Raw genomic sequence first — 13,774 nt, forward strand, 5'->3', positions numbered from 1 at the left:
TCGGCGGGATTTTTTTATGGGGAAATTGCCTGCTCAGGGCGTTGCGGGCTGGATGGACGCTGGCTCCGTCTTGGCGGGAGGAGATGGTTGCCACTCCACATAGGGACGGTGGATCTTATTGTAGATCTCGGCCAGTTTGCCGCTGGCTGCCAGTTGGTCGATGGCGTTGCGGAGAAATTCGTCCATCTCGTCACCCGCCTCCCCCTTCTGGATGATGAAGACATCTTCGAAATCACCGAAGAATTCCCGGCGAACATTGGTCAGCCCCAGATGTTTCAGCATCAGGTCGGCCTCCTCTTGTGCCCAGACAAAGGCGTCGATACGGCCGCGTGAGAGCTTGCGCAGTGACTGTTCGATACTCATCGATCGCTGCACCGGGAAGGGCATATAGTCGGGAACGGCCTCGATCAGCAGATCCCGTTTGGTGGGCACTATGCCGTAGGCCATATCTGTGGTGACCGGATAGGCGGTATTGCTGTAAATCACATGGGCAACTTTGCCAAAACTGCGGGTGCTGAAGCGATAAGCCAGCATATCGATATCCTTGAGGTTGCGGATGGCGGGCAGCCCCAGATCAGCCTTGCCGGAGATCACCCCAGCCATGGCACGGGCGATGGGGTAGATGGTGATCTTGATGGTCACATCGGGGTAGAGATCATCGATGGCGTGCACCAGGTCGACAAAGGGGCCTGTCTTGTCGGCATTGATCAGCCCAGGCAGCTCGCCAAGGTGGGCATTGAGGATGCGCACAGGTTTAGACGGCTCGGGGGGGGCGTCGTTTTCCGGAGTCTGCGACAGGCCGAGAGTCGCGCTGCCGAGCAGGGTGACCACGAGCAGCAGAAGGGGGATGTGTCTGGTCATGACGTGTCTCTCTTGGTGATGGGTCAGCTAAAGTGTAGTCAGACCGTCGCCAGCGCCCCTCGGCCAGGCCATCATGGATAGGGTTTTACTTCTCGGCCCCCGCTCACTAGACTTCGCCTCCCACTTCTTTGTTGACGTAGCGCCATGACCTTTAGCGAACTTGCCCTCCATCCCGCTCTGCTTGCCTCTTTGCCCGCCACCTTGCAGACGCCGACCCGCATCCAGCAGCTGGCCATTCCGGCGGCGCTGGCGGGGCAGGATCTGCTGGCGCTGGCCCAGACCGGCAGCGGCAAGACGCTGGCGTTTGGCTTGCCGCTGCTGCAACGGCTGGATCCTGCCTCCAGCCAGGTGCAGGGTCTGGTGCTGGTGCCAACCCGCGAGCTGGCGATTCAGGTCACTGCCGCGCTAAAAGAGGGCGCCGAGGCGCTGGGGTTGCGCATCGTGACGTTGTGTGGTGGCGTTGCGCAGGAGCGGCAACAGGCCGAGCTAGCGCTGGGGCCACAGCTGCTGGTGGCGACGCCGGGGCGGCTGCGGGATCTGCTGACCCAGCAACTGTTGGGGCTGGATGGTTTGCAACTGCTGGTGCTGGATGAAGCGGATCGCTTGCTGGAGATGGGCTTTGCTCCCGACATCAAGGCGCTGCTCGGCTTTATTCCGGCGGATCGCCAGACCCTGCTCTTCTCCGCCACCTTGCCTGCCGAGCTGGAGGCGCTGGCCAACGGCCTGCTGCGCGAGCCAACCCGTATCGAGGCCAACCCCCTCAACAGCGTGGTGAACGAGATCGAAGAGCGGCTCTATCTGGTCAACAAGAGCAGCAAGGTACCGGCGCTTATCAGCTTGCTCAAGGAGCAGGCGTGGCCGCAGGTGCTGGTCTTTATCAGTGTGCGGGATGATGCCGACGGGGTTGCCAGAAAGCTGGCAAAGGCGGGCATTGCGGTGGCCGCCCTTCATGGCGAGAAGGAGCAGGCGGTGCGCGAGCAGGCGCTCGGCGATTTCAAAGAGGGCAAAATTCGGGTGCTGGTGGCCACCGACCTGATGGCGCGCGGCATCCATGTGGAGGCGCTGCCGGTGGTGATCAATCTGGACTTGCCCGCCAGCGCCCCTGTCTATGTACACCGCCTCGGTCGTACCGCCCGGGCTGGCCGCGAGGGGTTGGCCATTTCGCTGGTCTGCCATGGCGAGAGTGACATGCTGCAAGCTATCCGCACCCTGACCGGCCGCGAGCTGCCGTTGGGCGATCTGGCGGGATTCCCGGTCACCGACCAGCCTGCCAGCGGGGAGGGCAAACGCCCCCCTCGTGACAAGCAGGCCAATCGCCGTACCCAGGCCAAACGCAGCGTCAAGCAGTTCAAAGGCAAGACGCCGCGTAGTTGAGCGTCAGGCTCGGGCCAGCGGGTAGGTGAAGAGCGCCAGATGGGCGAAGTTGAAGGCGAAGTGGATCAGGATGGCCACGGAGAGTCGCCCGCTGAGCTGGAATGCCAGGCCGTAGCAGCAGCCTGCCAGGGTCGCAAACAGCGCCAGCAGTGGGCCACCGGGCAGGTGGATGGCTCCGAACAGTAGCGCAGCCACGATGATGCCAATCCAGGGGCGGTAACGTTCGGTCAGCGCCTGCTGGATCGCGCCGCGAAACAGCGCCTCTTCCGCCACGCAGGTGAACAGCAGATTGTTGAGTGCAAACAGCCACCACCAGTGGGGCAGACCCACTTCCGGTTTCAGTGCCCCCAACTGCCAGGCGATGACCAGCAGAGCACCCAGCGGCAGCAGCAACAGCGCCAGCGGGCGCCAGCGGATTGCGCCCCCCTTGCCCAGCAGCATCGGGCAGGCCAGCAGCAAGCCAAAGAGCAGCAGCGGTTTGTCGAGGTTCAGATACATGTTGAACGGCACGCTGGCGGGGCCTGCCAGCGCCTGATCCAGCACCTTGAGATTGTTGAAGCCGGGGATCAGGTGCAGGGTCAGCGCAATCGCCCAGAGGATCAGCACCACTCTGGCCGCCATCGCCCGGCGGGCGGGGAGGGTTGGCGTACGCCACGCCAGCAGTAATCCTGCGACCGAGACCAGCAGAGCGGGTAGCGTCATTCGGTCAAGCCACAGTGCCAGCAGCAGGGAGAGTCCCAGCAGGGCAAACGCGGGAAGACGTTGGCGGAAGAGGGCAAGCAGCACGGCCAGCGCCAGCGCGCCCCAGATAAATGAGTCGGGGAGGGGTAACATTGGATCTCCTTGATCGAGGCAGGCGGCAACCTTAACAAGAGGGCGTCAGCAGGACAACCGCGCAGGAGGTGGTCGGATCCCTTCTCTATACTCATCAACAGGGTAAAGGGAGAGCAGCTGATGAAGCACTGTCTGTGGTTGTTGTGTTGTTGGTGTGTCTGGCTGCAGGCGGCACCCTTGCTGCTGGTGACCGGTGAGTTCACCCCCTATACCGGCAAGGCCCTGCCTGAAGGCGGCGAGAGCACCCGGCTGGTGACGACCCTGCTGCAAGAGGCCGGGTATCGGGAGATCCAGGTCGACTACCTGCCCTGGCCCCGCGGCTATCAGTTGACCCGCAATGGGTTGGTTGCGGCCACCTTCCCCTACGCCTGGACTGCCGAGCGGGCCAAGCTCTTCCACTACAGCGCTCCCATTCATATAGATCGCCTCTCCTGGTTCACCTATCGGGGGAGCGAGGCCATTCAGGCTGGCCGCTGGCAAGGGTTGCGAGTCTGCATTCCGCTGGGGTGGAGCACCAGCCATGCCGACGGGGTGATCAAGCGTTTCGGGCTGGATCTGCAGCGCCCCAAGACCCTGGCACAGTGTCTGCAACTGCTGGATCGCAAACGGATCGACCTGCTGCCGATGAACGAGACGGTGACCCGGGATGCCAGCCGCCAACTGTTTGGCGACCCCTGCCATCTGCAGGCATTGCCCCACTTTCGTCAGAGCGACACCTTTTACCTGATCATTTCACGGCAGTACCCGGAGGCCGCCAACCTGCTTGAGCGCTTCAATCATGCCCTGGCTGCCGCCCGTGCCGATGGTCGCTATGACCAACTGGTTTCCCGAGCCGGAAAGGGGATCGATTGCCGTTGAGAGTGCACGGCCGGAAAACAAAAAGCCGGAGCAGTGGCTCCGGCTTTCTTTATGCCTTCAGGGGCGATTAGCGGCCTGATTCGGCGATCACGCGGGCGATGATATCGGCGCGCTTGCTGGCTTCCAGTTCGCCCAGGGCGATCAGGCCAGCCTTGAAGATGACGTTCTTCGGCAGGCTGACGTCGTCCAGCGTGGCGATCGCTTCAACGTGCATGCCGTTCAGACGGCTGGCATCGCGCGGGCTCAGGTTGACCTGAGTGTTCATCACCTGCTTGCCTTTCTTCTTGGCAGGTGCCGCCGCTTTCTTGGTGGATTCCTGTTCTTCGTCTTCCGGCAGTTCGTCATCAAAATCGTAAATAGACATAGTCAATCCTGTTGAGTTAGGCAAAAGGGCACATTTGCCCGACATTGGGTCAATCAGCCCATATCCTCGTTACGGATAAAGGCGCGCCAGGAGCCGAGCACCTGGGCAAAATCTTCCAGCCCGCACATGGCCAGCTGTTCATCATCGTAGTAGGCGAGATCGTCAAGATCCTCACCCAGCTCGATATTGAGGGCGTTGGCTTTCACCTCCGCCTCTTCATGGGTCAGCAGCAGGGAGTAATCACCGCCGTTGAGCCGGTATTCGACTCGGGTGCGGTTGGAGAGCTGATCAATGATGGAGAAGAGCTCGTCGAGCTTCTCCTCATCCTTGCCAACCTCGTCGATCAGCCACTGACCGATGGCTTCATGGCCCATGGAGAACCGGGCGCGATAGCCACCAAACGGGTCGCGGCGAAATTCATAATCCATAGCACAGTCCAGATCGGAGGGATGGGCCATCACGGGCAGGCGGGTGCAAGCACGCAATTCCTGCTCCATGGCGGGGCACACATCGGGTAAAGTGGCCTATTCTAGCGATCCCCCTCTCGCTTGTCTTGATGATGTGGCATCTTTGCGCCCATGTGCCCTGCATCGCCTCGTGGTGACGTAGCCAGATCAGCCCTTTGTCCGGAGATGTTATGCAACTAAACGATAACCTTGCCCGCCAGATCGTCGCACGGGCGATGAAGATCCTGTCGTTCTCGGTCAATGTGATGGACGAACATGGCCTCATCATTGCGTCCGGCAATCCGGAGCGGATCCATCAGCGTCACGAAGGGGCCGTGCTGGCATTGACAGAAAACCGGGTGGTGGAGATCGGCGAAGCGACTGCCTTGCAGCTCAAAGGGGTGCGACCCGGCATCAATTTGCCCATCTCCTATCAGGGGGAGCTGATCGGGGTGATCGGTATCTCTGGCGATCCGGAGGAAGTTCGTGCTTACGCCGAGCTGGTGCGAATGACGGCAGAGCTGATCCTGGAGCAGGCGGCGCTCACCGAGCAGTTGCAGTGGGACAAGCGCCACAAGGAGGAGCTGGTGTTGCAGCTCATTCGTGGTGAGGGGCGAGTCGATCAATTGCTGCAGGCGGCCCGTTTTCTCGGACTGGATTTGGCCCAGCCTAGGGTGGTGGCCGTGCTGGCCCTGGAGGAGGCGGATCCGGCGCGTCTGCGGGAGCTGGTTCATCAGCTGGAGAACCCGGAGCGGGACAATCTGGTCGCCATCAACGGGCTCGACGAGATAGTGGTGCTCAAACCGGCGCAGTTGAGTGAGGGCGTCTGGCAATCGGCGCAGGAGCGCAGCCGGATCAAGCAGTTGCTGGCTCGCATTCCCCACTTCAAGGTGCATATCGCGGTGGGCGATTACTTCGCCGGGATCGACGGGCTGGCGCGCTCTTATCAGACGGCGCGAGATACCCTGCGCCGTGGCCTGCGGCAGGCGCCGCGCAAACAGGTCTACTTCTTTGAGGACTACCGTTTGCCAGTGCTGCTGGGCAGTCTGGCGGACTCTTGGCAGGCGGATCAGCTGCGCACACCGCTGCAGAAACTGGCCCGGGAAGATGGCAAGGGGGTGCTGCAGAAGACCCTGCGCCATTATTTCTTGCAGGATTGTGATCTGCATCGCTGTGCCGAAGCGCTGTTCATTCACCCAAATACCCTGCGCTATCGGCTGGGGCGGATAGCGCAGATAACCGGGTTGAATTTCAACAAGTTAGACGACAAATTTTTGCTCTATCTCGGCCTTAATCTCGACTTGTGATTGTGAAGTTGGACAAAAAACCACTTTTAAATGACGAAATTTTTGGTTTGTAAGCCAAAGCATTCTGATTGCAGATCTCCATAATGGCGGCCATTCACTCCCATTGAAGGTGTCCGTCATGATCCCGGTTACAGCCCTTGGCGCCATCGCGGCGCTCTCCATCGCCATCATCCTCATTTTGAAGAAGGTGCCGCCCGCTTACGGCATGATCGTGGGTGCCCTGGCCGGTGGCCTGATTGGCGGTGCCGATCTGACCCAGAGCGTTGCCCTGATGATCGGCGGTGCCCAGGGGATCACCACAGCTGTGATGCGGATCCTGGCGGCCGGTGTACTGGCGGGCGTACTGATCGAATCGGGCGCGGCCACCACTATCGCCGAGACCATCGTCAAGAAACTCGGTGAAACCCGCGCCCTGCTGGCGCTGGCGCTGGCGACTCTGATCCTGACTGCGGTCGGCGTATTCGTGGACGTAGCCGTTATCACGGTCGCCCCCATCGCGCTGGCCATCGCCCGCCGTGCCGACCTCTCCAAGGCGGCCATCCTGCTGGCGATGATCGGCGGCGGCAAGGCGGGTAACGTCATGTCCCCCAACCCTAACGCTATTGCCGCGGCTGATGCTTTCCATCTTCCTCTCACCTCTGTGATGGCGGCGGGTATCATCCCGGGTCTGTTCGGTCTGGTGATGGCCTACTGGCTGGCCAAGCGGCTGAACAACAAGGGCAGCAAGGTTGCTGCCGACGAGGTGGTGAGCTTTGCCGGTGCCAAGTTGCCGGGCTTTGCCGCCGCCATCAGCGCGCCGCTGGTCGCCATCCTGCTGCTGGCCCTGCGGCCGGTCGCCGGTATCGTGGTGGATCCGCTGATTGCACTGCCCCTCGGTGGTCTGGTTGGTGCCCTGATGATGGGTAAATTCAGCAAGGTGAACCAGTTTGCGGTCTCCGGCCTCGCCCGCATGGCGCCGGTCGCCATCATGCTGCTGGGTACCGGTACCCTGGCGGGCATCATCGCCAACTCCGGCCTGAAAGATGTGCTGATCAGCGGCCTGACCGCCTCCGGTCTGCCTTCTTACCTGCTGGCGCCTATCTCCGGTGCCCTGATGTCGCTGGCGACCGCCTCGACCACCGCCGGTACCGTGGTGGCCTCCAACGTATTCAGCTCCACACTGATTGAACTGGGGATCAGCAGTTTGGCCGGAGCGGCGATGATCCATGCCGGTGCCACCGTGTTTGACCACATGCCCCACGGCTCCTTCTTCCATGCCACCGGTGGCAGCGTCCACATGGGCGTGGGTGAGCGCCTGAAACTTATCCCTTACGAAACTGCAGTCGGTCTGACTATTGCCACTGTCTCCACCCTGATGTTTGGCGTGTTTGGCCTCGCCTAAGGAATTGATATGAAAATTGTTATTGCCCCCGATTCATTCAAGGAGAGCCTGAGCGCCATGGCGGTGGCTGATGCCATCGAGGCCGGTTTCAAACAGGTGTTGCCGAACGCCACCTACGTCAAATTGCCGATGGCCGATGGCGGTGAGGGCACTGTGCAATCGCTGGTCGATGCCACCGGTGGCCGGATCCTGCCGGTAGAAGTGACCGCGCCCCTTGGCAACAAGGTGCAGGGCTTCGTCGGCCTGCTGGGTGATGGCGAGCGCGCCGTCATCGAGATGGCTGCCGCCTCCGGCATCCATCTGGTGGCGCCCGAGCAGCGCAATCCGCTGCTCACCTCCAGCTTCGGCACCGGCGAGCTGATCCTGGCCGCGCTGGAGATGGGGGTGAAGCACCTTATTCTCGGTATCGGCGGCAGCGCCACCAATGACGGCGGTGCCGGCATGATCCAGGCGCTCGGCGGCAAGTTGCTCAAAGCCGATTGCTCTGCCATCGAGCTGGGTGGCGCCGGTCTTGCCGAACTCGCGACCATCGATCTTGGCGATCTGGATCCGCGTCTGGGTGAGCTGGTTATCGAGGTAGCGTGCGATGTGAACAACCCGCTGTGCGGCCCGAAAGGCGCCTCTGCGGTGTTTGGCCCGCAAAAGGGGGCGACCCCCGAGATGGTGGCGCAGCTCGATGCCAACCTCTCCCGTTATGCCGATTGCATTGAGCAGGCCCTTGGCAAGCAGGTGAAGGATATTCCGGGGGCGGGTGCCGCCGGTGGCATGGGTGCCGCGCTGGTCGGTCTGCTTGGTGCCGAGCTCAAGCCCGGAATCCAGATCGTCATCGAAGCCCTGAAACTGGCCGAGGAAGTGGCCGATGCGGATCTGGTCATCACCGGCGAAGGGCGCATCGACAGCCAGACCATTCACGGCAAGACGCCAATCGGTGTCGCACGTTGCGCCAAGCAGTTCGGCAAGCCGGTGATCGGTATCTCCGGTTGCCTGACCGACGATTGCGGTGTGGTACATGATCACGGGCTGGACGCGGTATTCGCCGTGGTCAACCGCGCCATGTCTCTGCCGGAGGCGCTGGAGAGCGCCAGCACCAACATTCAACTCACTGCGCGCAACGTAGCGGCGCTCTATCAGCTCAAGGGCTGATCCGGTTCGGCCGATGCGCCCCATCGGCCACTCAATATCCCCGTTTGGGGCATCTCCTATCCCGCGAGATGTCTGACTGCCCTGGCACTTATTTGCCGATCCATCGTGATCGGCTCTTTTCTTTCTGCTTCTTTGTCTTGCCACACTTTTGACTCCATGGGTCAGCGCGGTTTTGATAGGCGCACATCTCCCTTTACGGCATAGTGGTCGTACCAAGTACAAGGAGAGACTCATGTTACTGCTGACCCTGGGGGTTGCGCTGTTTACCCTGATCCATCTCTACCCCTGTTTTGCGGTGGCCCATCGGGCGAGACTGCGCGAGCGGCTGGGTGAGAATCGCTACAAGGGGCTCTTCTCCCTGCTGGTGTTTGTCGCCATCGCCTGCATCATTGCCGGTTGGCGCTCGGCCAGCTCGTTGCCGCTCTATTTCCTGCCGGATTGGGGGCCGATGACCATGACGGTGATGATGCCCTTTGCGCTGATCCTATTCTTCTCCGGCCAGGGGCCCAACCATCTGCGCCGTTGGCTGGTGCATCCCCAACTGCTCGGAACCCTGCTCTGGGCGGTGGCCCATCTGCTGGTCAACAGCGAGGCGCGATCCTTGGTGCTGTTTGGCGGCATCGGGCTGTGGGCGCTGGTGAGCATGGTCTGGATTTCGGTGCGGGACTGGCAGAAATATCCGCGCCCCGAGGCCAACTGGACGGGCACCGGCATCAGCGTTGGGGCGGGCCTGGCTGCCACCGCGCTGCTGGTGTTCTGGGGCCACGGCTGGCTGACCGGCATTCCCCTGCATTGAGAGTGAACTGCGGCTCTGGTAACCGCGTATGATGGACAAAACAAAAGGAGTCTTGGCGATGAAATGGTTCACTCTGTTGCTGTTATTGGGGGCCAGCGCGGCCTCTGCGGCGTGCCCCGATTATTTCAATGTGGAGATGCGGGAGCTCAACAATGCCCAGCGCCACAACCTCTGTCAGCTGACCGAGGGCAAGGTGGTGCTGGTGGTCAATACCGCCTCCTACTGCGGCTACAGCGGCCAGTTCCGCGATCTGGAGAAGCTCTACCAGAGCTACAAGGATAAAGGGCTGATTATTCTCGGTTTCCCCTCCAACGATTTCTGGCAGGAGGCGGGCAACGAGAACAAGACCGCCGAGGTGTGTCGCCGCGACTATGGCGTCACCTTCCCGATGTTCAATCGAGTGGCGGTGCGGGGCTCCGATGCTGTACCACTGTTCAAGGGGCTGGCGGCGGCCGCTGACGGAGATGAGCCGAACTGGAACTTCCACAAGTATCTGGTGGGGCGCGATGGCAAGCTGATCGCCAGCTACGGTGCCAACCAGAATCCGGCTGACGACCCCCTCAAACTGCAGATCACCCGGGCGCTGGGGCTCTGACCCTACCCCTTGGCGGGCGGCTCTGGAATAATGGGCTCCCGCCACTCAATCCGGTTATCTTGTGCTGCAACGTCTTCCTCAAATGGTGATTTTCGATGCGCTGGTGCGCGAGCAGGGGATCTCTGCCGCTGCCCGTCGTCTCGGGGTCTCCAAATCCCATATCAGCAAGCAGCTGGCGCTGCTGGAGACCACCCTTGGCGCCCAGTTGGTACAGCGCACCACCAGGCGCTTCGTCCTGACCGAGCTGGGTCAGGAGTATGCCCGTCACTGTCATGCGCTGGTGGCGGTGGCGCAGGAGGCTGACTCCATGATCGCCGAGCGGCGCGGCAAGGTGAGCGGTGTGCTCCATCTCGGGGTGGGCCAATCCTTCGGCCGCTTGCACGTCATTCCTCATCTCAAGGCGTTTCAGGATCGCTATCCCGAGCTGGAGCTGGAAGTCTCGCTGTTCGACCATAGAACCAATCTGGTAGATGAGGGGCTGGATCTTTGGCTCACCACCTATGAGGACAAGCCGGAAGGGCTGGTGGGACAGCGGCTGGCCGACATTGGCTTCGTGGTGGCGGCTTCGCCGGATTACCTGCTGAGCCACGGCACGCCGCTCCATCCCAAGGATCTGGCCCAGCACAACTGCATCACTTACCAGAGTCGGGAGCGGCGCTATCACCAGTGGTCGTTTCGCCAGGGCAAGGAGCGCCAGACGGTGCAGGTGGCGGGCAACTATCGGGTGGATATGGCGGAGGCGGTGCGGGATGCTGCACTGGCCGGGCTCGGTATCGCCTATATTGCCAACTACTTGCTGGACAAGGAGTTACAGAGCGGCAAGCTGATCCCTGTGCTGCCAGGGTGGCGACCGAACCAGCAGATGGCGGTACACGCCGTTTATGCCCGGCGCGAACATCTGGATCCCAAGATCCGCCTCTTCATCGATTTCCTCAAGGCCCGCTTTGGCCCCGAACCCTATTGGGAGCAGCGACTTGCCCCCTGGCTCGGGGGGAAATTGTCCGGCAGTGAGGAATAATTGTTTCCATATAAGAACTCTCGATTTCTCCTGATACTAAAATTGAACCAAATCAGCCAGTTGGCGCAACCGATATCGTGCAAACGTTTTTTCTAACAGGGTTGTAACCAAGCGGACTTGCAGTGACGGGGGGAGAGGCGCAGAATCCGCGCCCATCTTTTGCCCCACCTGATGGAGTCCCTATGATTGCCCTGCTCGGCATCCTGAGTATCCTGGCGCTTGCCGTCATCTGCTCTGATAATCGTCGTCGTATCCCGTTGCGAACAGTTGGTCTTGCCCTCTGTCTGCAAGTCATGTTTGCCGGTCTGGTGCTCTGGTTGCCTGCCGGTCAGCACGTGCTGAACGGGGTCAGCGAGAGCGTAAGCAGCGTGATCGGTTATGGTCAGGAGGGGATCGCCTTCCTGTTCGGTGATCTGGCCAAGTTCAAGCTGGGCTTCATCTTTGCCTTCAACGTGTTGCCGGTCATCATCTTCTTCTCTGCGGTGATCGCCATCCTCTACCACATCGGCATCATGCCGCGGGTGATCGCCCTGCTGGGTGGTGGCTTGCAGAAATTGCTGGGCACCGGCCGTGCCGAGAGCCTCTCCGCCACTGCCAACATCTTCGTCGGCATGGTGGAAGCGCCGCTGGTGGTCAAACCCTACCTCTCCAAGATGTCCGATTCCCAGTTCTTCGCTGTGATGAGCTGTGGTCTCGCCTCCGTCGCCGGTGGCACCCTGGTGGGTTATGCCAGCCTCGGGGTTGAGCTGAAATACCTGATCGCGGCAGCCTTCATGTCGGCCCCTGCCGGTCTGGCGATGGCCAAAATCCTGGTGCCGCCGGGAGCTGAAGAGGTCGATCACCATCAGGATGTAGAGATCCCCCGCGCCACCAACGTGATTGAAGCGGCGGCCGATGGTGCCATGTCTGGCCTCAATATTGCGGTGGCGGTCGGTGCCACCCTGCTGGCCTTCGTTGGTGTGATCGCCATGCTCAATGGCCTGCTCGGCTGGGCTGGCGGTCTGGTAGGGCTGGATCTGAGCTTCCAGATCATTCTGGGCTGGCTGTTTGCCCCCGTCTCCTGGCTGATCGGTGTGCCCTGGGATCAGGCACAAGCTGCTGGCGCTCTGATCGGTACCAAGATCGTGGTCAACGAGTTCGTCGCCTTTATCGGTCTGGTGCAGGATCAGACCCTGAGCGAGTCGAGCAAGGCCATCGTGACCTTCGCCCTGTGCGGCTTTGCCAACATCTCCTCCATGGCGATCCTGATCGGCGGTCTGGGCTCCATGGTGCCGGAGCGCAAATCCTTCATCGCCCGTTACGGCATGCGCGCCATTCTCTCCGGCGTGCTGGCGAACCTGATGAGCGCCTGTCTGGCCGGTCTGTTCCTCGCCCTGTAACCGCGGCGGTACGGAATAGATGTAACAAGGGCGCCCTGATGGCGCCCTTGTAATATGGATAAAATGAAGCCCCGGCTTTGGTCGGGGCTTCTTGTTGGTGCTCAGTCGACGTAGAAGGTCTGCTGGAAGCTGAGGTTCTGTTGCTGCCCACCGCCCATGATCTTGAGGGTGAACTGATAGGTATCTTCGTTGCGGTAGGGGAGGGTCGCCAGATAGTAGATGGCGTCGCCCTCTTTTACCTCCTGAAAGTTCAGGGGGCGGATGGTACCGGTCAGGTTCTTGGCCTCACCGGTGATCCCCACGGCTTGCGCCACTTTCTGCTTGTCCTGTACCGCGATATTGATGATGGCGTTGTAGCGGCTGCGCTCAAGTCCATACGCCTTGGCGACCTCTGGTGTGAGGAAGCTGGAGTTGAAGGCGTTGTAGTGCACCAACCAGGGCCCCAGCTCCTTCATCTGTTCTGCCTTGAGCGGCAGGGTCATCAGCAGTGCCAGCAGGCCACTCATCCAGGCTGTTTTCATCTGTCATCCCTCTCATATCTACGGTTGGCGCAGGCCGATGCATTCAGCCTTGCGTGTCATTCAGCAGTGCACTCACTTCTTGCGGCAACTGTTTGGGGCTGTCTATGGCAACGGTTTTGTGTCGCCCCAGCTCGCCCCGCACTATGGTTACCTGGCCCTTGGCCACTTTGAACTGCTTGGCCAGAAACTTGATCAGATGGCTGTTGGCCTGGCCATCGACGGGCGGCGCCGTGATGGCCACTTTCAGCTCTTCGCCATGCAATCCGATGATCTGATCCCGACTCGCCTTGGGCTGGATCACCAGATGCAGTACCAGTTCATCCCCTTGTTGCAGGACGGCTGGCATCAAATCATCCACCACAGCTGGCCGAACAGGTCACCCAGCAGGTAGTTGATGGCTTGCAGGCCGATAAAGGCGACCAGCACCGAGAGATCCAGTCCGCCCAGTGCCGGCAGTACGCGGCGGATAGGGGCGAGGAATGGTTCGGTCAGCTGATGCATCACGTATTCGATGGGGTTGCGGCCCTGGCTGACCCAGCTCAGGATGGCGCGGATCAGCAGTACCCAGAAGATCATCGAGCCCGCTTTCTTCAGCACGGTCAGCGCGGCAAACAGGCTGATGCTGAGCCAGTCCGCCAGCAGTACGTTCATGCTCTTGAGCAGGACCAGCTTGGCGAAGGCGATGGCCAGCGCCAGCACCACGGAGGCGAGATCGATGCCGCCCAAGCCCGGGATCACCCGGCGCAGCGGGATCACCAGCGGATTGGTTAGCTTGACCACCATCTGGCTCATCGGGTTGTAGAAGTCGGCGCGGGCCCACTGCAGCCAGACGCGCAGCAGGATCACCATCAGGTAGAGATCGAAAACGGTGTTAATCAGAAAGTAAGCAGTGTTCAT

At 61.0% G+C, this 13,774-nt stretch carries 16 protein-coding genes; 9 read left to right on the forward strand and 7 right to left on the reverse strand.

What is annotated here, in order from left to right:
• Positions 1–33: 33 nt before the first annotated feature.
• A complete protein-coding gene (locus tag G5367_RS10290) occupies positions 34–861 on the reverse strand; it encodes an ABC transporter substrate-binding protein (protein WP_421244061.1) in 828 nt (275 codons plus the stop codon).
• 144 nt (positions 862–1,005) lie between these two features.
• Here G5367_RS10290 and G5367_RS10295 point away from each other — a divergent pair, with 144 nt between their 5' ends.
• A complete protein-coding gene (locus G5367_RS10295) occupies positions 1,006–2,235 on the forward strand; it encodes a DEAD/DEAH box helicase (protein WP_421244060.1) in 1,230 nt (409 codons plus the stop codon).
• Positions 2,236–2,238: 3 nt separating this feature from the next.
• Here the strand turns inward: G5367_RS10295 and G5367_RS10300 are convergent, their stop codons facing one another.
• Complete coding sequence (locus G5367_RS10300; protein ID WP_421244059.1) at positions 2,239–3,069, reverse strand: CPBP family intramembrane glutamic endopeptidase; 831 nt, start codon at positions 3,067–3,069, stop codon at positions 2,239–2,241.
• A 120-nt stretch (positions 3,070–3,189) separates the two neighbouring features.
• On the opposite strand from G5367_RS10300, the gene G5367_RS10305 reads away from it, so the two are divergent.
• Positions 3,190–3,927, forward strand: coding sequence for a substrate-binding periplasmic protein (locus G5367_RS10305; protein ID WP_201974995.1), 738 nt, complete (start codon positions 3,190–3,192; stop codon positions 3,925–3,927).
• A 67-nt stretch (positions 3,928–3,994) separates the two neighbouring features.
• Here the strand turns inward: G5367_RS10305 and G5367_RS10310 are convergent, their stop codons facing one another.
• Positions 3,995–4,291 carry a hypothetical protein gene (locus G5367_RS10310; protein ID WP_005340323.1) on the reverse strand — a complete coding sequence of 99 codons (297 nt, stop codon included), beginning with the start codon at positions 4,289–4,291 and terminating at the stop codon, positions 3,995–3,997.
• A gap of 53 nt (positions 4,292–4,344) precedes the next feature.
• Positions 4,345–4,719, reverse strand: a complete 375-nt coding sequence (locus tag G5367_RS10315; protein WP_031227767.1) for a YacL family protein — start codon at positions 4,717–4,719, stop codon at positions 4,345–4,347.
• A 209-nt stretch (positions 4,720–4,928) separates the two neighbouring features.
• Between G5367_RS10315 and G5367_RS10320 the strand changes: the two genes are divergently transcribed.
• From G5367_RS10320 to G5367_RS10350, 7 genes are all read left to right on the forward strand, one after another.
• Complete coding sequence (locus tag G5367_RS10320; RefSeq protein WP_421244058.1) at positions 4,929–6,044, forward strand: sugar diacid recognition domain-containing protein; 1,116 nt, start codon at positions 4,929–4,931, stop codon at positions 6,042–6,044.
• Positions 6,045–6,162: 118 nt separating this feature from the next.
• Complete coding sequence (locus G5367_RS10325; RefSeq protein WP_421244057.1) at positions 6,163–7,425, forward strand: GntP family permease; 1,263 nt, start codon at positions 6,163–6,165, stop codon at positions 7,423–7,425.
• A 9-nt stretch (positions 7,426–7,434) separates the two neighbouring features.
• Positions 7,435–8,568, forward strand: coding sequence for a glycerate kinase (locus tag G5367_RS10330; RefSeq protein ID WP_421244056.1), 1,134 nt, complete (start codon positions 7,435–7,437; stop codon positions 8,566–8,568).
• 232 nt (positions 8,569–8,800) lie between these two features.
• Entirely contained in the window at positions 8,801–9,364 is a 564-nt protein-coding gene (locus G5367_RS10335) for an NnrU family protein (RefSeq protein WP_421213255.1), read from the forward strand.
• 58 nt (positions 9,365–9,422) lie between these two features.
• A complete protein-coding gene (locus G5367_RS10340) occupies positions 9,423–9,959 on the forward strand; it encodes a glutathione peroxidase (protein ID WP_421244055.1) in 537 nt (178 codons plus the stop codon).
• A gap of 82 nt (positions 9,960–10,041) precedes the next feature.
• Positions 10,042–10,977 (forward strand): LysR family transcriptional regulator, encoded by a 936-nt coding sequence (locus tag G5367_RS10345; protein ID WP_162515184.1) that lies wholly within the window; start codon positions 10,042–10,044, stop codon positions 10,975–10,977.
• A gap of 182 nt (positions 10,978–11,159) precedes the next feature.
• Entirely contained in the window at positions 11,160–12,356 is a 1,197-nt protein-coding gene (locus tag G5367_RS10350; RefSeq protein WP_005357935.1) for a NupC/NupG family nucleoside CNT transporter, read from the forward strand.
• A 101-nt stretch (positions 12,357–12,457) separates the two neighbouring features.
• On the opposite strand, the gene G5367_RS10355 is transcribed toward G5367_RS10350, so the two are convergent.
• The 3 genes from G5367_RS10355 to G5367_RS10365 are packed head-to-tail and all read right to left on the reverse strand — an operon-like array spanning position 12,458 to position 13,774.
• Complete coding sequence (locus G5367_RS10355) at positions 12,458–12,877, reverse strand: DUF4426 domain-containing protein (protein WP_331379216.1); 420 nt, start codon at positions 12,875–12,877, stop codon at positions 12,458–12,460.
• A gap of 43 nt (positions 12,878–12,920) precedes the next feature.
• Complete coding sequence (gene yggU, locus G5367_RS10360) at positions 12,921–13,223, reverse strand: DUF167 family protein YggU (protein ID WP_021230942.1); 303 nt, start codon at positions 13,221–13,223, stop codon at positions 12,921–12,923.
• A complete protein-coding gene (locus tag G5367_RS10365; protein ID WP_421244054.1) occupies positions 13,223–13,774 on the reverse strand; it encodes a YggT family protein in 552 nt (183 codons plus the stop codon). Before G5367_RS10365 ends, yggU begins: the two co-directional genes overlap by 1 nt.

The organism is Aeromonas sp. 604282, from assembly GCF_049170575.1.
GTDB classification, from domain to species: Bacteria; Pseudomonadota; Gammaproteobacteria; order Enterobacterales; family Aeromonadaceae; genus Aeromonas; species Aeromonas veronii_A.